The sequence below is a fragment of the Martinezella tropici genome, assembly GCF_003287875.1.
Lineage (GTDB): Bacteria > Pseudomonadota > Alphaproteobacteria > Rhizobiales > Rhizobiaceae > Rhizobium > Rhizobium tropici_C.
In genome coordinates, this window is the sequence record NZ_QMKK01000035.1 from 281,808 (window position 1) to 304,725 (window position 22,918).

The 22,918-nt window shown below is 60.7% G+C and carries 21 protein-coding genes; 15 read left to right on the forward strand and 6 right to left on the reverse strand.

Annotation, left to right across the window (positions count from 1 at the left end):
• Positions 1 to 231: 231 nt before the first annotated feature.
• From DQ393_RS14575 to DQ393_RS14590, 4 genes are all read left to right on the forward strand, one after another.
• A complete protein-coding gene (locus tag DQ393_RS14575) occupies positions 232 to 693 on the forward strand; it encodes a (2Fe-2S)-binding protein (protein WP_112342471.1) in 462 nt (153 codons plus the stop codon).
• A complete protein-coding gene (locus tag DQ393_RS14580) occupies positions 690 to 2,954 on the forward strand; it encodes a xanthine dehydrogenase family protein molybdopterin-binding subunit (protein ID WP_112342472.1) in 2,265 nt (754 codons plus the stop codon). Before DQ393_RS14575 ends, DQ393_RS14580 begins: the two co-directional genes overlap by 4 nt.
• Before the next feature lie 126 nt (positions 2,955 to 3,080).
• Complete coding sequence (locus DQ393_RS14585; protein ID WP_112342473.1) at positions 3,081 to 4,430, forward strand: c-type cytochrome; 1,350 nt, start codon at positions 3,081 to 3,083, stop codon at positions 4,428 to 4,430.
• Positions 4,431 to 4,485: 55 nt separating this feature from the next.
• A complete protein-coding gene (locus DQ393_RS14590; RefSeq protein WP_112342474.1) occupies positions 4,486 to 5,079 on the forward strand; it encodes a class I SAM-dependent methyltransferase in 594 nt (197 codons plus the stop codon).
• Positions 5,080 to 5,160: 81 nt separating this feature from the next.
• Here DQ393_RS14590 and DQ393_RS14595 read toward each other — a convergent pair whose 3' ends face one another.
• On the reverse strand, positions 5,161 to 6,348 hold the full coding sequence (locus tag DQ393_RS14595; protein WP_112342513.1) for an arabinose transporter: 1,188 nt from the start codon (positions 6,346 to 6,348) through the stop codon (positions 5,161 to 5,163).
• A gap of 192 nt (positions 6,349 to 6,540) precedes the next feature.
• Positions 6,541 to 7,173 carry a TetR family transcriptional regulator gene (locus DQ393_RS14600; protein WP_112342514.1) on the reverse strand — a complete coding sequence of 211 codons (633 nt, stop codon included), beginning with the start codon at positions 7,171 to 7,173 and terminating at the stop codon, positions 6,541 to 6,543.
• A 57-nt stretch (positions 7,174 to 7,230) separates the two neighbouring features.
• Between DQ393_RS14600 and DQ393_RS14605 the strand changes: the two genes are divergently transcribed.
• Both DQ393_RS14605 and DQ393_RS14610 read left to right on the forward strand, forming a co-directional pair.
• Complete coding sequence (locus tag DQ393_RS14605; protein ID WP_112342475.1) at positions 7,231 to 8,451, forward strand: adenylate/guanylate cyclase domain-containing protein; 1,221 nt, start codon at positions 7,231 to 7,233, stop codon at positions 8,449 to 8,451.
• A 179-nt stretch (positions 8,452 to 8,630) separates the two neighbouring features.
• Positions 8,631 to 9,308, forward strand: coding sequence for an O-methyltransferase (locus tag DQ393_RS14610; protein ID WP_112342476.1), 678 nt, complete (start codon positions 8,631 to 8,633; stop codon positions 9,306 to 9,308).
• 112 nt (positions 9,309 to 9,420) lie between these two features.
• Here the strand turns inward: DQ393_RS14610 and DQ393_RS33440 are convergent, their stop codons facing one another.
• Entirely contained in the window at positions 9,421 to 9,558 is a 138-nt protein-coding gene (locus DQ393_RS33440; protein WP_162736960.1) for a hypothetical protein, read from the reverse strand.
• Between the two features lie 259 nt (positions 9,559 to 9,817).
• On the reverse strand, positions 9,818 to 10,579 hold the full coding sequence (locus DQ393_RS14615; protein ID WP_112342477.1) for a phosphatase PAP2 family protein: 762 nt from the start codon (positions 10,577 to 10,579) through the stop codon (positions 9,818 to 9,820).
• Positions 10,580 to 10,778: 199 nt separating this feature from the next.
• Here DQ393_RS14615 and DQ393_RS14620 point away from each other — a divergent pair, with 199 nt between their 5' ends.
• Together DQ393_RS14620 and DQ393_RS14625 are read left to right on the forward strand one after the other, a co-directional pair.
• Positions 10,779 to 11,471, forward strand: a complete 693-nt coding sequence (locus tag DQ393_RS14620) for a response regulator (RefSeq protein ID WP_112342478.1) — start codon at positions 10,779 to 10,781, stop codon at positions 11,469 to 11,471.
• Complete coding sequence (locus DQ393_RS14625) at positions 11,468 to 12,667, forward strand: ATP-binding protein (protein ID WP_112342479.1); 1,200 nt, start codon at positions 11,468 to 11,470, stop codon at positions 12,665 to 12,667. The genes DQ393_RS14620 and DQ393_RS14625 overlap by 4 nt, the downstream gene beginning before the upstream one ends.
• A 96-nt stretch (positions 12,668 to 12,763) precedes the next feature.
• Here the strand turns inward: DQ393_RS14625 and DQ393_RS14630 are convergent, their stop codons facing one another.
• Together DQ393_RS14630 and DQ393_RS14635 are read right to left on the reverse strand one after the other, a co-directional pair.
• Positions 12,764 to 13,714 carry a DUF535 family protein gene (locus tag DQ393_RS14630; RefSeq protein ID WP_112342480.1) on the reverse strand — a complete coding sequence of 317 codons (951 nt, stop codon included), beginning with the start codon at positions 13,712 to 13,714 and terminating at the stop codon, positions 12,764 to 12,766.
• A 190-nt stretch (positions 13,715 to 13,904) separates the two neighbouring features.
• Complete coding sequence (locus DQ393_RS14635) at positions 13,905 to 15,641, reverse strand: hypothetical protein (RefSeq protein ID WP_145644635.1); 1,737 nt, start codon at positions 15,639 to 15,641, stop codon at positions 13,905 to 13,907.
• Between the two features lie 242 nt (positions 15,642 to 15,883).
• Here DQ393_RS14635 and DQ393_RS14640 point away from each other — a divergent pair, with 242 nt between their 5' ends.
• The 7 genes from DQ393_RS14640 to DQ393_RS14670 all read left to right on the forward strand — a co-directional run.
• Positions 15,884 to 16,867 carry an AraC family transcriptional regulator gene (locus tag DQ393_RS14640; RefSeq protein ID WP_112342482.1) on the forward strand — a complete coding sequence of 328 codons (984 nt, stop codon included), beginning with the start codon at positions 15,884 to 15,886 and terminating at the stop codon, positions 16,865 to 16,867.
• A gap of 226 nt (positions 16,868 to 17,093) precedes the next feature.
• Positions 17,094 to 18,176 carry an HD-GYP domain-containing protein gene (locus DQ393_RS14645; RefSeq protein ID WP_112342483.1) on the forward strand — a complete coding sequence of 361 codons (1,083 nt, stop codon included), beginning with the start codon at positions 17,094 to 17,096 and terminating at the stop codon, positions 18,174 to 18,176.
• Positions 18,173 to 18,499, forward strand: a complete 327-nt coding sequence (locus tag DQ393_RS14650) for an STAS domain-containing protein (RefSeq protein ID WP_112342484.1) — start codon at positions 18,173 to 18,175, stop codon at positions 18,497 to 18,499. The genes DQ393_RS14645 and DQ393_RS14650 overlap by 4 nt, the downstream gene beginning before the upstream one ends.
• On the forward strand, positions 18,496 to 18,864 hold the full coding sequence (locus DQ393_RS14655) for a response regulator (RefSeq protein ID WP_112342485.1): 369 nt from the start codon (positions 18,496 to 18,498) through the stop codon (positions 18,862 to 18,864). The genes DQ393_RS14650 and DQ393_RS14655 overlap by 4 nt, the downstream gene beginning before the upstream one ends.
• Positions 18,861 to 20,885, forward strand: coding sequence for a chemotaxis protein CheA (locus DQ393_RS14660; RefSeq protein ID WP_112342486.1), 2,025 nt, complete (start codon positions 18,861 to 18,863; stop codon positions 20,883 to 20,885). Before DQ393_RS14655 ends, DQ393_RS14660 begins: the two co-directional genes overlap by 4 nt.
• Positions 20,882 to 21,394, forward strand: a complete 513-nt coding sequence (locus DQ393_RS14665) for a chemotaxis protein CheW (protein WP_112342487.1) — start codon at positions 20,882 to 20,884, stop codon at positions 21,392 to 21,394. Before DQ393_RS14660 ends, DQ393_RS14665 begins: the two co-directional genes overlap by 4 nt.
• Positions 21,395 to 21,419: 25 nt before the next feature.
• A partial coding sequence (locus DQ393_RS14670) for a methyl-accepting chemotaxis protein (RefSeq protein WP_112342488.1) occupies positions 21,420 to 22,918 on the forward strand: 1,499 nt, incomplete at its 3' end.

Sequence of the window (22,918 nt, forward strand, 5' to 3'; positions counted from 1 at the left end):
GTTGGCCGCTGGGACACCGCTTCCCGTTAATCGGGAGCGAGCGGCTGATTTATGAAGCCAGCCTCTAATAGCTATCACGATTCACCTACTAATCTTTTAGGGGAAATGAATTCAGTGTTATAGTCCCGGGTTGTGAGCCTGAGTCACGCGTCATCCGCTTGTTGAGCATTCAGATCATCGCACGGCGCCTGGCATGGAAGGTTCACGATCGAAAGCCTCAGGAGGCGCTTCATGAATCTTCAGATCAATAGCCAGTCATATCAGGTCAACTCGGACGGAGACACGCCGCTCCTTTGGATCATCCGCGACGAGCTCGGCATGACTGGCACGAAATACGGCTGCGGGCTGGCGCAATGCGGCGCCTGTTCGGTTCTTGTCGATGGAGAGGTAGTGCGCTCATGCGTGACGCCGCTCGATAGCGTTGTCGGTCGCCAGATCACGACGATCGAAGCGATCGAAACGGACCCCGTCGGCAAGCGGGTGGTCGCTGCCTGGGTCAAGCATCAGGTTCCGCAATGCGGCTACTGTCAATCGGGGCAGGTCGTCGCGGCAACGGCACTTCTTAAACAGACACCCAATCCCTCCGATGACGAGATCGCCGCGGCGATGATCAACCTCTGTCGGTGCGGAACCTACAACGCGATTGAAGCGGCGGTCAAAGACCTCTCCTCGAAAGAAGGAGAAACGCTATGACCGAGACCAGCCGCAATCTCGTTCCGGAAGATGAATTCCCGACCGGATCTCCGGTCAATATCTCGCGCCGGCATTTTCTCCTGACCTCCGCCGGGGCCGCAGCGGGTGCCTTCGTGCTCGGCTTCGGCGTTCCGGTCGGCCGCGCACGCGCCCAGCAGACCGCAACCGCCATGCCGCCCGGCACGCGCGTTCCGGCATTCCTCGAAATCCGTCCGGACAACGCCATCCGCTTCATGAGCCCCTTCGTCGAAGGCGGCCAGGGCGTCTTCACGGCGATGGCTCAGATCGTCGGCGAGGAGCTCGACGCCGATCCGAAAAGCTTCGTCGTCGAAAATGCCCCGACAGGCAGCGACTATCTGGTCGTGCATGGCAAGATGCGCATTACCGGCGGCAGCATGTCGGTGCGCACCAGCTATGAGACCATGCGCCGGCTCGGCGCACTGGCGCGCAACATGATCCTGCAAGCCGCCGCCAAGCGCCTGGATGCGCCGATTGCCGAGCTGACCACCGAGCCCGGCCGCGTAATCCATGCCGCATCGGGACGCAGCCTTGCCTATGGCGACATCGCTGCCGAGGCGCTGGATCTGCCGGTTCCCGCTCCCGAGAGCGTAACGCTTCGGGACCCGAGCAAATTCCGCTGGATCGGCAAACCGGTCGAGCGGCTGGACATGCACGACAAATCGACCGGCAAGGCGGTCTACGCCATAGACTGCAAAGTCGACGGCATGCTGCATGCCGCCGTCCAGCACGCCCCGCGCCTTGGCCTGACCATCGGCAGGATCCGTAATGAGGATCAGCTCAAGGCAATGCCGGGCGTGCATTCCGTCCACAGCCTGCCCGGTGCCGTCGCCGTCGTTGCCGAACGCTGGTGGAATGCCAAGCGGGCAGCGGAGGCTGCTCAGGTCGATTGGCGTGAACCCGGCCCGGATGCAAATCCCGCCTTCCGCTATATGCCGGCGGATTTCTCGACCGCAGCCTTCAACGACAGGCTCGCCAACGAGCCCGGCAACGGCAAAGAGGCGGAGAATGTCGGCGACATCGCCAAAGCGTTCGATGCCGCCAAGACCGTCGTTTCGGCCACTTACAAGAGCCAGTATCTTCATCACGCGCAGCTGGAGCCGCCGTCCACACTGGCGCGATTCAATCCGGATGGCAGCCTGGAAGTCTGGATGCCAAATCAAGCGCCCGAACAATTCCAGGCCGATATCGCCAAGCTGACCGGGCTTGAATCATCAAAGGTGACGGTACACAGTCCCATCCTGGGTGGCTTCTTCGGACGACATTTCCTCTATCCGTCCGCCAATCCCTATCCGCAGGCCATCCAGCTTGCAAAGGACGTCGGGCGGCCGATCAAGCTCATCTGGAGCCGCGAGGAGGAGTTTCTGCGCGATCCGCTGCGCCCGATGGCAGCCGTGCGCTTCCGCGGAGCGCTCGACGCCAGCGGCATGCCGGTCGCGCTCGAGGCCATCAGCGCCTGCGAAGGGCCGACGGAAGGCGTTTTCGGCCACAAGGAGGATTCGCTCGATCCAACGGCTCTTGAGGGCCTGACCGGAAAATCCTATGCCATCCCGAACTACCGTATCGCTCAGATCTATGTGAAAAACCCGACGATGCTTGCCTACTGGCGCTCGGTCGGCAACTCCATGAACGACTTCTTCTATGAGACATTCCTGGACGAACTGGCCGACAAGGGCGGGCAGGATCCCTACGAGATGCGCCTCAAACTGCTGCAGAAGAACGAGCGGCTGAGCAATCTCTTGAAAGCCGTCGGCGATCTCTCCGGCGGCTGGAAGCGGGGTCCCTTCACCGCGGACGATGGTTCAAAGCGGGCGCGGGGCGTCGCCATGGCCTCTCCCTTCGGCAGTCATACGGCGGCGATCGCCGAAGTCTCCATCCGCAACGGACAGGTGGTTGTGCACGACGTCTGGGAAGCCATCGATCCCGGCAGCATCGTCAATCCGGCGATCATCGAGGCACAGGTCAATTCGGCAACCGCGCTCGGAATATCGCAGGTGCTGATGGAGGAAGCCGTCTACAAGAACGGCGAGCCGGTGGCGCGCAACTATGACCTCTATCCGATCTTGCCGCCAGACCGCATGGCCCGCGTCCACGTCCGCATCGTCGAAAGCGGGGCGGAGATGGGCGGCATCGGCGAGCCGGGGCTGCCAGCCATCCCGCCGGCGGTCGCCAATGCGGTTTCGACGCTGACGGGCAAGCGGATACGCAGCATGCCTCTCTCCAACTACACCTTTGAAAGCTGAGGCGCGGCAAACGCTGCGCCAGGCACAATTCCGGCTCTCGGCCCACTCCGGTCCGAGAGCCGGCGTGCTTGGCTCCTTCAAACAGCCGAGTCCGAAATCCCGAAGCAAAGACATGAGGGCACATTCTTGAAGAGATTTCTTCTGGTTCTTCTTTTGATTGTCGTGCTTGTGGCCGGCGGCGTCGCGTGGTTCGTAACCCGCAAGCCGGCATCTCCCTTCGATAGCGTCGCCGCGGTGCAGACACCTTCACAGGAGCTGCTCCAACATGGCGAGTATGTCGCGCGCCTGGGGGACTGCGTTGCCTGTCACAGCACACCGAAGAGCGCACCCTTTGCCGGCGGCCTGGAAATGGGAACGCCGCTCGGCGCGATCTTTGCGACCAACATAACGCCGGACAAGGAAACCGGCATAGGCGACTATACGCTGGCCGATTTCGACCGCGCCGTCCGCCAGGGCATTGCACGCGACGGACATCGCCTCTATCCGGCAATGCCCTACCCCTCCTATGTGAAAATGAGCGACGACGATATCCGCGCGCTCTACGCCTATTTCATGAACAGGGTCGAGCCCGTTCGCCAGGCGAACAAACCTTCCGAAATCCAATGGCCGATGAACATGCGTTGGCCGCTTGCGCTCTGGAATGCGGTCTTTACCGAAAGCGGAGCCTATCAGCCTAAAGCCGCCGGTGACGATCGGTGGAATCGAGGCGCCTATCTCGTCCAGGGACCGGGCCATTGCGGCAGCTGTCACACGCCGCGCGCGATCACCATGGCGGAAAAAGCGCTCGATGAAAGCAGCCCGCTCTATCTTTCCGGCGCCCTTCTCGACGGATGGTATGCCCCGAGCCTGCGCGGCGATCCGAATACAGGCCTCGGCCGATGGACCGAAGAGGACATATACGCCTTTCTCAAGACCGGCCGAAACGGCCATGCCGTCGTCTTCGGCTCCATGGCCGATGCCTTCAACAATTCGACCCAGTTCATGACCGATGACGATCTCAGATCCATCAGCCATTATCTGAAGTCCTTGCCAGGCGACCCGGCACGCGACGGTACCCCCTGGCAATATGACGAAGCTACGGCCAAGGACGTCGCCCTGCCTGCCCGTCAGCAAGTGCCCGGTGCCCAGACATTCGTCGCGAAATGCAGCTTCTGCCATGGCATCGATGGTCGCGGAAAGGAACAATGGATCCCGCCGCTGGCCGGCTCCGCCGCATCGCTCGCAAAGGAAAACGCCTCTCAGATCAACGTGACGCTGAACGGCTCCAGCCGCGTCGTGGCGAACGGCATTCCGGACGCCTATCGCATGCCGCCATTCAGGCAGCAGCTTTCGGACCAGCAGATCGCCGATGTCCTGACCTTCGTTCGGTCCTCCTGGGGAAACCGCGGCGGGGCGGTCGCGCCTGTTGACGTGAAATCCCTGCGCGAGCATACCGATCCGGCAAGCAGCAGCCCCATCATATTGCAGATGCGGTAGCTCGGGCTGCATGCCAGCCGGCTGCGATCAACTCAACCCCTTGCGGAGGCCCGTCATGGGTGAAGCATTTCCGGCCACATCGATGCCCGACCGCGACTGGTGGTCGGCGCTTTGGCCCGATCCGCAAGGCATGCTCCGAGCGCTCGGTATCACGCCGGGCATGACGGTTCTCGATCTGTGTTGCGGCGATGGATACTTTACGGCGCCGCTGGCGAAACTCGTCGAAGGAAAGGTCTATGCGCTCGATCTGGATGAAAGCATGATCGAGATGGCGAGAGCGGAAACCGCGCGACAAAGGGTATCCGTGCAAAAATGGATTCACGCCGACGCGCTTGATGTGGCAGGACATCTTCCCGAAAAGATCGATTATGTTCTGATGGCAAACACGTTCCATGGCGTTCCCGATCAGCTTGCCCTCGTTCGTGCCGTCCGTTCCGTGCTTGCTGCAGAGGGATTGTTCGGCATCGTCAACTGGAAGGCGCAGCCGCGCGAGGAAACCACGGTACTTGGACAGCCGCGCGGGCCGAAGAGCGAGATGCGCATGCCGCCTGCAACGCTCGCTGCCATCGTCGAAGCCGGTGACTTCATAGCGCAAGCTACGGTCGAGCTGCCGCCCTATCACTATGGCGTCGTTTTTCGCGCTCTGTAGCTGCTTCTCGATCTTTACTCTTGACGAACGGTTCCACGCGGCAATGGCTGATCCCCACCGGAGGTGGGGACCAGATGCGGCTTAGTTAAACGCGGCGGCCCGCGCCCTGCGAAGCGAGAATGCGATCAATAGGCCGCCGGCCGCGCTGACGGTCCCTGCCAAGAAGACGCTGCCATAACCGGCTTTGTCGGCCAGCATGCCAGCCAGCGGCCCGGTCAGCCCATAGGCAAGATCCTGGAAGGCCGAGAAACCACCAAGTGCAGTGCCGCGCAGATGCGGGTCCACCAGCCGGACGACCTCCCGACCCATGGCCGGGAAGATCATCGAGCATCCGAGCCCCGTCAGAAATGCACCAACCAGCGCAAGAATGGGATCGTTTGCATTCCAGATCAGGAATTGGCCGATCGCTTCGATGGAAAGCGACATGGCTGCAACAGGCAAACCGCCGAGACGATCCGGCAGATGACCGAAGAGCAGGCGCACCAGCACGAAGCCACCACCAAAGGCGGTCAGGCCCAGTCCGGCATAGTTCCAGCCGCGATCGTGGAAATACAGCGTGAAAAAGGCGCCGATCGCCGCAAAGCCTATACCCTGCAGGCACACGATGGATCCATGCAGCCATATAAGATTGATGACGCTCCAGAGCGGTGGCCGCTTCGCCCCGGGATGTGGCGCAACGCCGGGAATATGGGAGATCGCCAGCAGTCCCAGGAAGGGAAGAGCGGCACTGATCCCCATTGCGCCGGCAAAGCCGAACCGATCGAGCAGTACCAGCCCGATGGGACCGCCGACAGCAAGAGCGCCGTAGATCGCGGCCCCGACCAGGGCGAGGACCCTGCCCGAACGCGCAGGCCCGACGAAACCGATGCCCCAGGCGATCACGCCGACGGCGACAAGGCTTTCACCCAGGCCAAGAAGCAGGCGGCCGGCAAGAAGAAGCAGAAATGACGGTATCGTCGCAGCAACGATCAGGCCGGCGGCCAGTGATATCAGAGCGCCGGCCATGTAGAATGCCAGCCCTCGAACGACTGCAACTTTGGCGCCCCGATGGTCGGAAAGACTACCGGCGTAGCCGCGTGTCAGAATGGTCGCAAGAAAGGCAATGCCGACGCCGAGCCCGGCCCAGACATTGCCGAGCTTCAACTGCTCGGTCACGTAGATCGGCACGATCGGAAATGTCATGCCGACGCAAAGATAGGAGATAAAGAGAATGACGCTCAGCAGCAGAAGGCGACCGCGCGCCGGATCATGTGTCGATTGAAAAGCCATGATGGTCTCCAGGCTTTCCTCGATCGGCGAAGGCACAACAAAACGCACTCCGACCATCGAGGATCGTTGAGTGCGTTGCTTGACGTCAAACGCTTACGGCCAGCGGAACCGGCTGGTTTTTCCAATAGGCGCTTGTCGAAAGGGTGTCAACACAGCGTTGTGCCTGAGCGCGCAACCATGCTGCACCGCCTCTCATCGACGCTTGAGGCTTTCGATATAGGCGCAGAACATGTCCGCCATGGCATCACCATAGGCCTCGATCTCCTGCGCTGTTTGCTGGCTCTCCGAAAGCTGTTTTCCCGTCGCACTGAGCGTCGTCGCGATCAAGTCCGCCGCCAGGATGCGGACCGCATCATCAACCTGTGGCAAGGCTTCGCGCATGAACTGCTGCAGGATACGGTCTCCGGATGACCTCGCCTCATGCGCTTCCGGTGCGTCGCGATAAAGCGGCGCTGCGTCGTTAAGCGCGACACGCATGGCGGCCTCCTCGCATTCGGAGCGGATGAATGCATGGACGAGAGCGCGCAATCGGTCCAGCGGCGGCGTCGCGGCGTCTTCCAGGATGCGGCGCAGTAGGTCCGACGTCTGCCGCCATTCGTCACTCTGCAGACGGAAGAGGATCGCCGCCTTATTGGGGAAATATTGATACAAGGATCCGACGCTGACGCCGGCCTTTTCGGCAACGCGTGCCGTGGTGAAACGCTGGGCGCCCTCCTTTGCCAAAACCTGAGCCGCGGCACTCAGGATTGCGGAAACGAGTTCGGTCGAGCGAACCTGCTTCGGCTGCTTTCGCGAGGAAATCCGGGCTCTTGGACGATCCGTCATATCGATGCCTGCCAATGCGAATAGGAAAGCTGACGAATTAATCGTATTTTGCGTCCCATGCAAACCGAAGAACATGGCGATGAAAGCAACGGACCGGTAACGAGGTCGATCGAGGCCGAAACCCTGGCAAAGACGTTCTCGCGCGTGAGCCGAGAGCTGGTGGAAGCAGCACTCGCCGGCGCAAGCGACTCGGAGCTCGTCATTCTCCTCGGCCGCACGCTGAATGGCGTGGGTCTCGATATTTCGACGATCGAGGTCGCCTGTGATGCCGTCGATCCGGAGAGAGCACAGCATTTCATTCGCTGGCGGCGAGACGGCGAAGGCACCGAAGACGATATCCTTGCCGGCAAGATCTTCGCTGCCATGCTGGAGGAGGATGCAACGGTTCTCCGTCTTAATGCCAGCAGCGGCCGCCTCGCATCCATTCCGCACGGCGGAACAACTGACGCCATAGCCTTTGCCAATTATCTTGCCCCAGATATCACGCTCGGTTTCTTCGACGACGTGATGAGCCTGCTCATCACCGACCGCCCCGGCGGATTTTCAATGTCGGAGATAGAGCTGCTGCACCTCGTGACGCCGGTTTTCGCACTTGCTATCGGAGCCCGATTGAATGCCGCTGCCGCGCGCGTCCTGTTGCAGACCTATCTCGGGCGCAATGCTGCAACCGCCTTGCTCGACGGCCGCGTGGGTCTTGGCGAGGTCGAGCAAATTCGGGCGATCGTGATCTATTGCGACCTGTTCCAGTTCACCTCGCTGACCGAGCGACTGGATCCCCGGTCTCTCATCGATCATCTCAATCTGTTCTTCGAGACGATGACCCGGCCTGTGTCCGGCGCCGGCGGTCAGGTGTCCGGCCATGTCGGCGACGCCGTCGTCATGTTCTTCCCCATTCCGGACGCCGGAAGCGAACAGCCGCTCTGTGCCGCCGCGGTAAAAGCCGCGCTGGAAGGGCTGCGGGCACTGGAGCTCGTCAATGCCATGCCGTCGAGAAAGACGGCGCCGCCATTACGGGCGCGGATCGGCATCGATATCGGCGAAGTCGTCCACGGCAACATCGGTTCGGCGGGCAGATTTTCGTTTGCGATCATCGGGACGCCAGTAAACCGTTCGGCCCGATTGCAGGCGCTGGCCAAGGAGCTGGACGCAGTCATGCTGATGACAGCTGATATCGCCGAGGCAGCCGGCGTCCAATGCAGGTCTTTCGGCAGCCACGCGCTGAGGGGCTTCGACCATCCGGTCAATATCGTCGGCTTCGATGTCTCCGATGCCTCCTGAAATGCGAATGGCTGCGCCGGAGAAATTGCGCTCGCATGGTCAGGGGTGTCTATTTTTCGATGTATTTTCAAATGGATACGATCACTCCACACGTAGCATCGGTCAACGCGATTAGAAAATGCGATGAATTATTCGTATTTTCGCCGCAAGCAGAAACCTCAGCTCTGAACGGAGAGAACATGACCACACTGACGAATCCCCCGCTCGCTCCATTGCTCAATCGCCTGTTCGAGGAAGCGGAGGCTGCGTCGCCGGCAACAACGCCATCGGTTGCCGCTTACTGGAGCGGCCTCTCCAGCGAGGAGCGCGCGCGTCTGGTGCGCAGCAAGACCGACTATCTCGATTTCTACGCTCGGCTGAAGGACATTCCGCTCGCCATCTCGCGGGAGGCAGGTAGCTTGCTCTATATGCTGGCGCGCAGCACCGGTGCCCGGACCATCGTGGAATTTGGGACCTCCTTCGGCATCTCCACCCTCCATCTTGCCGCCGCGCTGCGGGACAATGGCGGTGGGCGCCTCATTACCACCGAATTCGAGCCCTCCAAGGTGGCGCGGGCACGGGAAAATCTGGCAGGCGCCGGCCTAATCGATCTCGTGGAGATCCGGGAAGGCGATGCCCTGCAGACGTTGAGTTCCGGCCTACCGGATACTATCGACCTGCTGCTCCTCGATGGCGCCAAGGCGCTCTATCCCGACATTCTGAAGCTGGTGGAGAGCCATTTCAGGCCGGGAGCCCTCGTGCTTGCCGACAATGCAGACTTCTGCCCCGATTATCTGACCTGGGTGCGCTCGCCGACAAGCGGATACATGTCCGTAGCTTTCGGCGAGGATATTGAACTGTCCATGTGGCTCGGCTGACGCCGTGCACAGTGCAAGCGCGCCCCTAGCGCGCCTGCAACATCCACGCCCGCTTCACCGCCGCATACGGAGACGGCTTTCACACCCGTATGTTGCGTTTGCACTGCGGCCGTCATGCCGCCGTATGAATGACCTTGAACTGCGAACGCCTGTAGAAAACCAGCATTTCCCGCTCGAAACTTTCCACGGCGAGCACGACCCATGGCTCGAAGTGGCCGTTGCGAGCGCCCGCCCTTCTTCGGCGATCCATGTCGAGCATTCCACGTAATGCCCAATCTACCAAGACCATCCCATCACTCTCACCCTGTCGGCCCCATGAACCATCCGGCGCTCGACCTTCGTCGCATCCGCCGGCATGCCAACAGTAAATAAGTAAACCCTGATCGATGGAAAGGTGAACAAACGTTGTATTAAGGTCTGTAACATGCGTTCTGTCAGTATCACCTATTCCGGCGACAATAATGCTGGCCCGCCCTGCCCAACGGCGAAAGAGAAACGCAAAAGACGGCTTACCGGAACATGAAGCGCGTTACGAAGCGATCGATCGCCCGCGAGTTCGCTTCCACCCAGCGCCAGATCAGCGCCATGCCCAACATGGTCAGAAGCCAGCCGAGCATCACATCCGACAGGAAATGAGCACCGAAAATGACGCGGTTGAACGCCACGAACAACAGGCACGGCGTCAGAAGCAGCGCGGCAATCCACCTGCCTCCGGCGGGCACGAAAACCAGCAGCGAAAGCCCGGCGGCAGCCGCCGCAGCCTCCCCGGAAGGGAAAGAGCAATTGCGAGAACAGGCGGCCGAGAACTGCCATACCGGGGTGAAATCCGCAATGCCGCCGAACTCGATGAGATCGCGCGGACGCACGCGTCCGATTGCGACTTTCAACGTCTGCACGATCAGGAGCGGCCCGGCGGCAAAACTCAAAAGCACGAACAAGGGCTTGTGCGGAGGGCAGAAACGAAGCCGCCTCGGCAGGAAGACATGGAGAATGACAATCACCGCCATGGTGCAGAGAAGGTAAGATTGGCTTTGGCGGCTGATGTCCCGTACCGCCTTCAGGAAGGGATTCTCCGCAAGCCAGAACACCTGCCCATGAGCGAACAGGCGTGCAACGGCAAGATCGAGTTTGGGAAAGACTACGAAGACAAAACTGGTCCAGACGATCATCATGCCGATGACCGCAAGCTCTCCATCCGTGGTCGCGCCGGTCTCCGATCTGCCCGAACGCCCGGACGCGGAATTCCAAGAATACAATGCAAATTTCCACATGCCATATCTCCCGAGGCGGAACGGCGGCAATCTGAATCGCGATTGTCAAGAATTGACCAAGATCGCATCAAGGCTGTGTTCAGAATCGATCGCCAGACGTCCGGAAGACCGTTTGGAAATTGCGGAAGCGGGTTTCGTCCGCGATAGTACGAGTCGGGCGGCGAAGCCGCTAAGGAAAACGAAAAAATAGGGCGCTAGGGTGGACAACAGTCTCGTTCTCATCGTGGAGGATGAACCGGCTATCGCACAGATATTGGAGGGCTATCTGACGCGGGACGGCTTTCGTACGGTCCGCGCCGGCGACGGCGAAACCGCGCTTCAGCATCACGCGCTTCTAAAGCCCGACATCGTGCTCCTGGATGTACGGCTACCGAAACTGGATGGTTTCGGGGTGCTTGGTCGCTTGCGCCAGGCCGGCTCGACGCCCGTCATCATGGTGACGGCCGTTGCCGACGACATAGACCGCCTGAGCGGACTGCGCCTCGGAGCCGACGACTATGTCGTCAAACCCTTCAACCCGCAGGAAGTCGTTGCTCGCGTCAGGGCGGTTCTGCGACGGACGCAGGGTGACCGGGCGGAAACCATTCGGCGTTTCGGTGCCATCGAGGTCGATTTCGGCAGCTATTCCGTCTTTGTCCTCAAGGACGGGCACCGCATTCCATTGCTCCTGACGCTCAGCGAATTTAGGATTCTCGCCTACATGATCCGCCACCCCACGCAGGCGTTCGCGCGCGCGGACATTCTCGATGCCTGTCTGCCCGAAAGCGAGGCCTTGGTCCGCACCGTCGACACGCATATTTCCAACCTTCGGCGCAAGCTGGAAGACATGGGACAGAACGGCTTTTTTCCTGCGGTGCGCGGCATCGGCTATCGTTTTTCGGATCCGAGATGAAGATACCAAGATTTCCCTGCCTGCCGCTGGCCACGCTCACGGCCATCGTTACCGCTATCATGTTGCTCCTCAGCGTCGGCCTGACATATCTGGAGGTCAACTGGTATGCCTCCTATCTGGAGAAGAACATTACCGACGCCCTACCGCCAAGGGCCGCGACGGCCTACACGATGCTGAGCGAGAACAAGGTTCCGGACGGCGATTCCCTCAGGATCCTGTTTGAACACCTCAATTCCTTGACGGAGCCGACGGATTTCAAGGTACAGCTTTCCGTGCTGATAGGCGGCTTGCTTTCCGCTTTGATCTGCGCCCTCATCGGTATCTATCTGGCGCGGCGCCTTGCAAGTCCGCTTGAGGAGCTCACCTTGGCCGCGGATGGTCTGAAATCAGGCGATTTCTCCGTTCGCGTTGCCGCTTCCCACCGTAGCACCCGCGAGGTCGCGAGCCTTGTCGAAACCTTCAATGCGCTGGCGACAGGGCTGGAGACGATGGAGGAGAGGCTGCGCTTCAACAACATGGCGATCGCGCACGAGCTGCGAACCCCGCTGACGATCCTGCAGGGATCGCTGCAGGGCATGATCGACGGCATTTTCCCGATGGACCGCAAGATCGTCTCCGACCTCCTCCTTCAGGTCGAGGGTCTCGGCCGGATTGTCGAGGACCTGCGCACCTTGTCTCTGGCCATCGGCCAGAAGCTGGTGGTCGAACGCCGGCGCATCGACGCATCGCAATTGGCCGAGACTGTCATTGCCTCGGCAAAGCCGATGCTGGACGCAAGCAAGCTACGGATTGAAACGCATCTGCAGCCCGCCTGGGCCTCGGCGGATTCTCCCCGCCTGCGACAGGCGCTTCTGGCGCTTCTTGAAAATGCTTGCCGTTATGCCGCCGACGGCGGTTGGCTGCGATGCGAAACCGAGCGCTTGCCGGATGAAAGCATCGTCATCCGCCTCCTCGATCGCGGCCCGGGATTTCCGCAGGACATGGACGCCGTCGCCGTCAACCCGTTCTGGCGAGGCGATACCTCACGTTCGCGTGCAACCGGCGGCACAGGGCTGGGGCTATCCGTCGTGCAGGCAATAGCAGTTGCCCATGGCGGGTATCTGGAATTTGCAAACCGGCCGGAAGGCGGCGCCATGGTCGCAATCCATCTGCCTGCAAGCGTCGAGCAGGAAAGAGCACACGAACCTTGCCAATAAAAGGCAATTCCGGGAAAGCGCGGTTTCCTTTCCGGATTTGCGTGAAAGCCAAGAAATAGAATGGTTGAATCCGGCTCGCGCGGCCGCCTCCGATGATCAATGGAAGAGTTCGCCGACACTGTAGAAACACATTTTGCTCCGGCTGCGCCTGTCGGCTCCGCAGATTCTGGAAAATGGCACTCTGAAGCCGTAGGTATCCTCGGGTTCGGCGCCTCGTTCGGTCCAGAAAGCATCGACGTTCGACAGCATCATCGATTGCCGCGTGCGGCGGCGATACCGGATCGGATGCTTGACCTGCGAGACGGCGAGGAAGTGCTGCATGCCGCCTTCCGTCACCAGGCCTTGCAGGACGACCAGTATCGCCTCCTTCGGACGCAGGCCGAAAAGATCGCGGGTCACTTCGACGATCCGTTGCTTCGCATTGCGCGGCCCCTGCATGCTCCCGACGAGGAAAGTATACCGATCCTCCGGACCCTGGCTGACAAAAGTAAATCTGGCGGTGCAGAGAACGGCTTTGTCTTCGACGCGCATGAGTTTGACCGCAAAGGCGCCCTCATGGCGCCCGCCGCTGCGATCGGCAAGCGCGATAAGGCATGCATAGGTTTCGCTGCGTCCCTGGACGAGACCCATTTCCAGCCATTCGCCACGCCAGAGCCGCGCCATGCTCTCCGCCGAAAGGATTCTTGCCGCGATCGCAAAATGATCGGTGAGGAGCGTAAGACGCAGGGAGTTCAGCATCCCATAGACCAGAAATTTCGAGAGCGGCTTCTGCAGCAGCTCGTCGTGCGGAGGCGGCAATCCCTGCTCGGCGGCGAAGGCCGCGGCAAAGCGCCACCAGCGGATGGTGAGGAGCGGATTGGCCGCGAAGCGACCCCAAAAGAGAAGCGCTCGCTTCCAGCGCACCCGCAATCCAAACGTCAATACCCTCTTCAGCACGACATATCGTGCTGAACGCGCTCCATCGGCGTCCTCCGGCGCGGTTGCGCGAAGGGGAATTCTGGATACGACGCCGTCAGGCGTCCCGGCGATCAATGTCTCTCGATTCATGCAAAGATCCGGCAAACTGGCTTCGCCGAACCATCTGCGCCGGAATTGTCAAGGGAACATCAAGACGGCGTCAGCCTTTCATGGGGCATGGCATGAGACGTAGGCTTCGCATCACGAAGGCACAGAGAAAGGCCGCAACAGGCCCTCGCCCGTCACGCCGGCGACTGTCGCTGGACACGCGAGATCGCAATCAGAAGAGAGCGTCCGCGAACAGCTCCTCATCGCTGGCTGGGGCTGGCCCGCTTTCGGCCACAGGGTTCACCACGCCGAAGATGCTCGCGTGGATCTCGCGTTCGGCGGCCATGGTATAGATCTTGAAAATGCGCTCGGAAATGGCCGCCACAGGCACTTCCAGTCCGCTCGTGCCGGCAAATGCGCGGCGCGCAAGTGCGGCCTCGCTGGTGCAGGATGCCAGGATTTCCCCGATCCCGGAACGAAAATCCAGGCTCGCGACAATTTCGGTCACCTGCGAGGTCATGGTCTCGCCGCATTGGCGCAGTTCCCGCACATTCATATCCATCGACGCCCCAGCTTCGCCGATATGGACGAGAGCTGCGTCGATATGGCTGCCGAGACCGGAAGAGTTTTCCGGCTCGCCGGTCTGGCGCCAGTCCTTGAGGCCGGCGGTCTGCGTTTCAAGCGTGCCGAGCCCGACCAGGATCTTCTCGGCATCCTCGTCGAGCAGCGATGCAAACGACCGCAATTCGCCGGCGACGACATTGATTGCCCGCCCCTCCTCGCCAAGCTTGCCGCAGCGCAGATTGGTGTTGAGCGCCATGTATTGAATATCACGCCGTACCAGCTGAATGGTCTGAATGCTTGCGGTCAGTTCCTTGACCATTTCGGACGTCTTCTCGCTGAGCCGATTTGCTCCGGCCGCGGCGACATCAATGCGATCGACAACAGCCCGGGCGGCGGAAAGATCGCCACGCAGCGAATGGATCGGGCTCTTTCCGTCCTCACCGCTCTGCGACATCATCGTCTGGTAGAGGTTGAGCAGCGTGCCGATATCGCCGCTGAAGCCGCGGATATTGTCGACGATCTTGGCGGTCTCGCGATCGAATCCCTTGGTCGTCTCGCCGAGCAGCTCGAAGATCAGCGTCATCGTCAATTGCGAGAGGCGCTGGCGATCGGCGGCGGAAAGATCGGCCGGAGCTTCGGACGCGAGATAGGCTTCGGTCATCATGTGGGCAGCCTGGCAATGCTCGACCCTCTGCCGTGTTATATCACCGATCTGCATGGCCGAGAGTGTATGGGCGACCTTGCTCTGGATCTTGCGCGCCAGGCCGGCAACCGTATCCGCCAGCTCCGAAAGATTGCGGCGCTGGACCTGGATCTCCTCGGCATTCGACACGAGACGCTGGACAATGGACGGTATGCCGTTCAGATGCTGGGCCAGCGACCCATCCTCACTGGCGGCGGCGGTTTCGATCTGCACCTCCAGCGAGCGGATCTGCAGCGACAGCGCCTTGACCTCCTTGGTGGCGAATTCGATGCGCTCGACGATTTCGCTGGCGAAGCTCGAAAAATCCGGAATGCGCGCACCCGCTATTTTGGCGGTCGCGGCGAAGGTTCTCAGATAGCGCAGCGTTTCTTCCATCGAGAGCACGTGCTCAGCAAGCGATTGCCCGGTCTGGCTGATCGAGGCCACGCATGCGTGGCGCCGCGCTTCGGCCGGTGGCAGCTTGTTCAGGAGATCCACCGTCTGGAGAAGGCGAGCCGTCGCTTCGGTCGCATTCTCCTCCTTCAGTGAGCTGCCGATGTGTTCCAGCAGGCTGACCAGCTTGGCGAGCGCTTCCGTGACGGTGATCAGCACCGCACCACCATCCAGGAAACGCTGCTCGATCTGCAATCGGGCACTTTCCAGGCGATCGACGAAACTATCCGTCGAAGGGGTAAATTGTCGGCTTGTCGCTGCATACGCCATACTGTCTTGGACTCCGCCTAGAACCATTCCGGAAAACTAAGACGAACAGAAAAACACGGAGTTAACGCCGAGGACGAAACGGCGATGTTACTGCATTGCCACAATCCCCGAGGTGGCGCCGGAAAGCCCTGAGCAAGACCCGGACCCTATAGATAGCGTGCGTGCACGCCATGCCTTTTTTCAGGCCTCGGTCACCTGCGGCCCTACTCACCAACGCGCCCGCTGAAGCGGATTGAAGTAAGATGGACATAGCGATCGGAAAATATGCTTGGTCGTTCTGCGAAACCGAGGAATTGCAGGAAAGGCTCGCGCATGCCGGCCTACCCGCTGTTTTCGAACGCATGCCCGAGGCCTCGCATTTTCGCCTCGATATTACCCTGACGACCATCCGAAAGATGGCGGTCTGGAAGATCTCTTCGGAAACGGGTTACGAAATCCGTTATCTATTCGATCCCGCAGATCGTATAGAACTGCATTTCGTTGAAAGCGGGACCTTCCATGTCGAGACCGAGGATCAGGAGTTCACGGCCATGGCGGGAACCACCTTCATGCTGCAGTCTCCTGGGCCTACAAGGATCAAAGCGTCCAGGGATGCCGGCAAAATTGCCCTCGCCATACCGCGCGTTCATTGCCTGACATTGATCGACATCGGAAAAGACGATCCTGGGTTGTTTTTTCGCGGCTTCGACACGATCGCCGGCACCGGCGACAAGGGTGTTCGAACGATCCACCGTATGGCTGCCCTGCTTCTGGAACCGGGCGAGCATCCTTTTGCCGGCTCTCCATTGGGTGCTTCTCTGTTCGAGGAGGCGCTGGTAACGACCTTCGTGCAATCATGGCCGAGATCGGCATCGAAAACCATGATTCAGAGCGCCCGCCCGCGCAATCTCAAACGGGCGCTGGACTGGATCCAGGCTCATTTGGGTGACGAGTTCACCGTGCTGGATATCGCGCGGAATGCCGGCCAGAGCGTGCGCAGCCTGCAGCTCTCCTTCCAGCACAATATGGGCATGAACCCCTTGAACTACGTGCAGCGCCTGCGGCTCCAGCAGATCCATCACGATCTGCTTTATGGCAATCTCGACGAGAATATATCGGAAATAGCCACACGCTGGGGCTTCAGTCATATGGGATATTTCGCGGCGCGCTATCGAGCCATGTACGGTGTCTCGCCGTCGTCGACGCGCGTCAGTCGCCGCAATGTTAGCGACGACGCCGATATTTAATATCAGAAAAGCGCAAGCTTATCACTTTATCGCAGTTAATTGCAAAATCACCTACAGGTTGAGACGAAGTTTAACACACCGTTAGCCATTTAACGATTTCGTTACCTCAGCCAAGATTCACAATCATTGTGACGCGGCCCTTTCATAAGAAAGGCCTCCAACAACCTCCAAGCCGAAAATCGTGAGCAGGTCCGCGTATATGCCGCGGGCGCTCCGCGGGGTAACTATGCGCGTCTTCGTAATAGATGACAGTCCTTCCGTTGTCGCCACGCTTCGCCGGGCAGTCGAAGCGATCAAAGGCAGCGAAGTCTTGTCTTTCCTCCGGCCGAACGATGCTTTGGCGCGGCTTGACGACAAGACACCGGATCTCGTTCTTGTCGACTACATGATGCCCGATATGAACGGCGTCGAGGTCATCGCCCATATACGTAAGAATTCGCTTACCTCTCATATTCCCGCCATCATGATTACCTCCCGTAGGGAAGCGGATATCAAGCTGGCAGCGATGAAGGCAGGCGCGACGGAATTCCTGACCAAGCCGATCGACGAGACGGAACTGACGATCCGCGTCCGCAACATTCTCAGCATAGGAGAAGAACGACTGGCGCTGGCGACCAAAGCGGCGACCCTGCAGCGCGATTTCGACGCCGCCATGAAACGGATAGAGCGGCGCGAGGAGGAAATCATCTGGCGCCTTTCCAAGGCGATCGCCTGCCGTCACGGAGAGACGGCGGACCATCTGGATAGGGTCGCGCTCGTCGCACGGATAATCGCCGAGGAAGTCGGCCTGGATGCCGGGCAATGCCGCATGATTTTCCTTGCCAGCGCCCTTCACGATGTCGGCAAGATCGGCTTGCCGGACGCCATTCTTTCGAAGCCCGGTCCGCTAAGCCAGGACGAGCGGCGGCAGATGCAGGAGCACACGGATTTCGGCGCCGAGATCCTGCGCGACAGTTCCAGCGAGCTCATCCAGATGGCGGGCAAGATCGCCGAGAGCCATCATGAAAGATGGGATGGTGCCGGCTACCCGAAGGGGCTTTCCGGCACCTCTATCCCGATAGAGGCCCGCATCGTTGCCATCGCCGACGTCTTCGACGCGCTCTGCTCGAAACGGGCTTACAAGGCCGCCTGGCCGATCGCCGACGCATTCCGTGAGGTCGTCAACAGCAGCGGCACCCATTTCGATCCGGCTTGCGTTGCCGCCTTCTGCCGCCGCTGGGTGGATATCAAGGCACTCTTTGAATCCGAAGATCGCGGCGACGTAACGACAACGGTTCCCACACTTCAGCTATCCCGAGGTCCGGCATGAACGAGCAGACTGAAATTCTACACCTTCACGGACCACTGACGATCAAGACGATCACCAATGTCAGGGACATCATCCAGGTCTACCTCCAGGAAGCGGCCTTGCGCAGCCGTTCCCTGGTCATCGACATCGACGACAATGAAGAGATCGATCTCACCCTGCCGCAGCTGCTTCTGTCCGCACGGCAGACGGCAAGCCGCGCCGGCGTGACAATCGCATTGAACAAACCGGCGGACGGCAATTTTCTGACCGTCCTGCAACGCGCGGGCCTCCTTGGCGAGGACCGGCAAGAAGACAGTTTCTGGCTAGAAGGAAAAGCAGCATGAGCGCCAATATTCTCACCGTCGATGACTCCGCCAGCATTCGGCTGACGACGCGCATTGCGCTGACCAACGCCGGATATTCCGTCACCGAAGCGGTCGATGGCGCCGATGGTCTCGACAAGCTGAAATCGGGCAATTTCGATCTCGTCGTCACCGATCTCAACATGCCGAACATGGACGGACTGACCATGATCCGCAACCTGCGGCAGCTGCCGGCCTATATGGGGACACCCGTCATCTTCCTGACCACGGAGTCGGATGGCGATCTCAAGCAACAGGCCAAGGCCGCCGGAGCGACGGGATGGCTGACGAAGCCCTTCGACCCTGAAACCCTCATCAAGATCGCGCGCAAGGTTCTCGGCAAATGAACGAACTCGATCCGATCGCCGTCTTCAGGACGGAGGCCGCCGAGCAGCTCGAGTTGATCGAGGCAGGCCTCCTCGATCTGATGCGCGACCTCAGCGACCGGGCTCAGGTCGATGCGGTCTTCAGGGGTCTTCATACGCTCAAGGGATCGGGCTCCATGTTCGGCTTCGATCAGCTCGCCGCCTTCACCCACCATTGCGAGACGGCCTTCGACCGCGTTCGCAAGGGCGAAGCGCCGGCCACCAAGGAGCTGGTCAGCGCCGTTCTCGACGCTCAGGGCCATATGCAGGCACTGCTGGAAAACCCGAACGGCGACCACGAGGCCATGAGTTCCGTTCTCCTGGAAAAACTGCGTCAGGCTGTCGGTGCGGCCGGATCGACGAGTGCATCGGCTGCACCGGCCAGTACGCCGGTCATCCCTGCCGTCGTTCCGGATGCCGGCGGTGCAAAGACCTGGCATCTGAAATTCAGCCTGCCCGCCAATTCGATGGCCAACGGCACCAATCCGCTCGGGCTGCTGGACGAGCTGCGCGAGCTTGGTGAATGCCGGATCGAAGCCGATACCGATGCCATTCCGCTGCTGGCCGAGCTGGAGCCGCGCGATCTGCACATCGGCTGGACGGTTCGTCTGACGACGGAAAAACCGCGCTCCGACATCGAAGACGTCTTTATCTTCGTCATGGACGAGATGACGATGGAGCTGAACGAGCTTGCGGCGCCAAAGGAGCCGGCCCCGGCACCTGTCGTCGCCAAGGTCGAGCGGCCCGTCGAAGACAAAGGATCGAAGGCTGCCGCCCACCCGGTCGATGCCGGAAAGGCCCCGCCGGCCGACGCAAAATCGCAGAAGCAGGCAGACAATGTCCGCGTCCCGGCCCTGCGCCTGGACGAAATGATGGACCGGGTCGGCGAGCTGGTCATCGCCCAGTCGCGGCTGAGCCAGATGGCGAATTCGGCCGCCGATCTCGGCCTGCGCTCGGTATCGGAAGAAATAGAGCGCCTGGCCGGCGAGCTGCGCGACACGATGATGGTTCTGCGCATGATGCCGGTTGCAAGCCTCTTCAGCCGCTTCCGTCGGCTGGTCCATGACCTTGCCCGAGAGACCGGCAAGGATATCGAACTCGTCACCGAGGGCGAGGGCACGGAAGTCGACAAGACGGTCATCGACCGGCTGGCCGATCCGCTCGTTCACCTCGTGCGCAACTCCATCGATCACGGCCTGGAAAGCCCGGATGATCGGGTCGCAGCCGGCAAGCCGGTGACCGGGCGCGTCATCCTTTCCGCACACCAGACCGGCAGCGAAGTCGTCATCTCCATCAAGGACGACGGACGCGGCATCGACAGGCAGAGGGTGCGCGCGAAGGCGGAAGCCAACGGCCTTATCCGGCCCGGCGCCCAGCTTTCGGACAAGGAGCTGCTGCAGCTGATCTTCCAGCCCGGCTTCTCCACTGCCGAAAAGGTCACCAACCTTTCCGGCCGCGGCGTCGGGATGGACGTGGTCAAGAAGACGATCGAGACGCTGCGCGGAGCAATCGACATCACGAGCGAGTTCGGCAAGGGCTCCGAGATCGCGTTGCGCATTCCGCTGACGCTCGCCATCATCGACGGCCTTCTCGTTCGTGTCGGCAATGGGCGCTACGTGATCCCGCTCGCCGCGGTGGAAGAATGCCTCGAGCTCTCGGTCGAGCAGGACCTGCGCTCGCGCGGACGCAGCTTCATCTCTCTGCGCGACGATCTCGTGCCGTTCCTGCGCCTGCGGGAACTCTTCCGCACCGGCACGGAACCCGATCCCTATCAGAAGGTGGTGGTGATCTCGACGGGCAGCGACCGAGTCGGCCTCGTCGTCGATCAGATCATCGGCGACCATCAGACCGTCATCAAGTCGATGTCGAAGCTGCACGACCATGTTTCCACCTTTTCCGGCGCGACCATTCTCGGCGACGGCAACGTGGCCCTGATCCTCGATGTCGTTCACCTCATCACGGCCGGACAGCACCAGGAGGCGCAATTGCGGGCAGCAGGATGACCGACGCAGACCTAAAATCAGACTATCGCGCCATTTGGAAAGGCGCCGACGAGCTTTCCGTGCTGACCTTCAGCCTCAATGGCGAAACCTTTGCCATCGATGCGGTCGTCGTGCAGGAAATCCTCGATCTGCTGCCCGAGACCAGCGTTCCCGGCAGCCTGCCCTTCGTCGGCAGCGTCATCAACTTCCGCGGCAAGGTCATTCCGCTTGCCGATATCCGCATCGCCTTCGGCATGGAAGCCGGCAACGTCACCATCGACAGCCGCATCGTCGTCACCGAACTCGAGCTGGACGGAGAAACGACCCTGATCGGCATCCGCACCGACAAGGTGCATGAGGTCACGCAGCTTTCTAGAGCCGCAAGCGAGCCGCCGCCCGTCATCGGCATGCGCTGGCGCGCCGATTACATCCACGCCCTCGTAAAGCGCGATGGCGAATTCATCATCCTCCCGAATTTGCAGGCGATCTTCTCGTCGCAGCGGGCGGGTACACTTCGAGCAACAGCGTGAATTTTTAGGACAAGGAGGCCATCAGATGCGTTTTACGATCAAGCTCAAGCTGCTTCTAACGTTTGCTGTCGTGATCGCCATGCTTCTTGGCACGGCCGTCTACAGCATCAAAACCCTCGGTCAGGTGAACGACAATTGGTCCGATACATTGTCAGGGCCTGCCGAACGCCTGCGACTTGCGCAGAATCTCGACATCGCCGTCCTGCAGCAGCTGCGGCAGCAGAAGAACATGCTGTCCTCCGCGTCCGCCGACGAGACGAAAGGCTATATCGCCAAGAGCGATGCAGCGCGTTCCGCATTCGATGCGGATTTTGCAAAAATACTGGCCAACACCACCGATCAGGACATGGCCTATTGGTCGCAGATCAAGGATCTGTCTGCTGCCTGGCGAAATGCCGACGACCGCATTCGCAGCATGGCACTTGCGGGCAACGGCAACGGTGCGCTTGAAATTTCGTCGACGGAAGGACGCGACATCAGCACCAAGATCGACGGTGTTCTGGCTCAGATCTTCGATACCGAACGTGCGAGGCTGAAACAGGCGGATCAGGATTCGGACGCCGACTACGCCAATGCACGCTTCATTCTCATCATTATCGCCGCCACCGCTTCGATCGTTGCATTCGTCTCGGCTCTCTGGATCGTCGTTTCGATCAACAAGGGCATCAGCCGTGCCGTCAAGACGGTCCAAACGGTGGCCGACGGTGATCTGAGCGAGTTTGCGGAAATACGGACGAAGGACGAGATCGGCGAACTTCTTGGCCACGTCAACTCGATGATCGAACGGCTGCGCGGTGTCGTCGCGGATGCTCTGTCGGCTTCCGACAATGTCTCCTCGGGCAGCCAGCAGCTGTCGGCCGGTTCCGAGCAGCTCTCCCAGGGCGCCACCGAACAGGCCTCCTCCGCCGAGGAAGCCTCTGCCTCGATGGAGGAGATGGCCGCCAACATCAAGCAGAATGCCGACAACGCCGCACAGACCGAGAAGATCGCACGTCAGTCCGCCAGAGACGCCGAGGTCAGCGGCCAGGCCGTCGACCGCGCCGTCAACGCCATGCGCACCATCGCCGAGAAGATCTCCATCGTCCAGGAGATCGCCCGCCAGACCGACCTGCTGGCCCTCAATGCCGCGGTCGAGGCAGCGCGTGCCGGCGAGCATGGCCGCGGCTTTGCCGTCGTCGCCTCCGAAGTGCGCAAGCTCGCCGAACGCAGCCAGGCGGCGGCCGCCGAAATCTCCAGCCTCTCGGGTGAGACCGTCACGGTCGCGACCGAAGCCGGCGAGATGCTGTCGCGCCTCGTGCCCGATATCCGCAAGACCGCCGAACTGGTGGCCGAAATCTCGGCTGCCTGCCGCGAGCAGGATATCGGCGCCTCGCAGATCAACGAGGCGATCCAGCAGCTCGACAAGGTGACGCAGCAGAATGCCGGTGCCTCCGAAGAGATGTCGGCAACCTCGGAAGAACTGGCCGCCCAGGCAGAGGAGCTGCAGGCTTCCATCGCCTTCTTCAAGGTCGACCAGGCCAATGC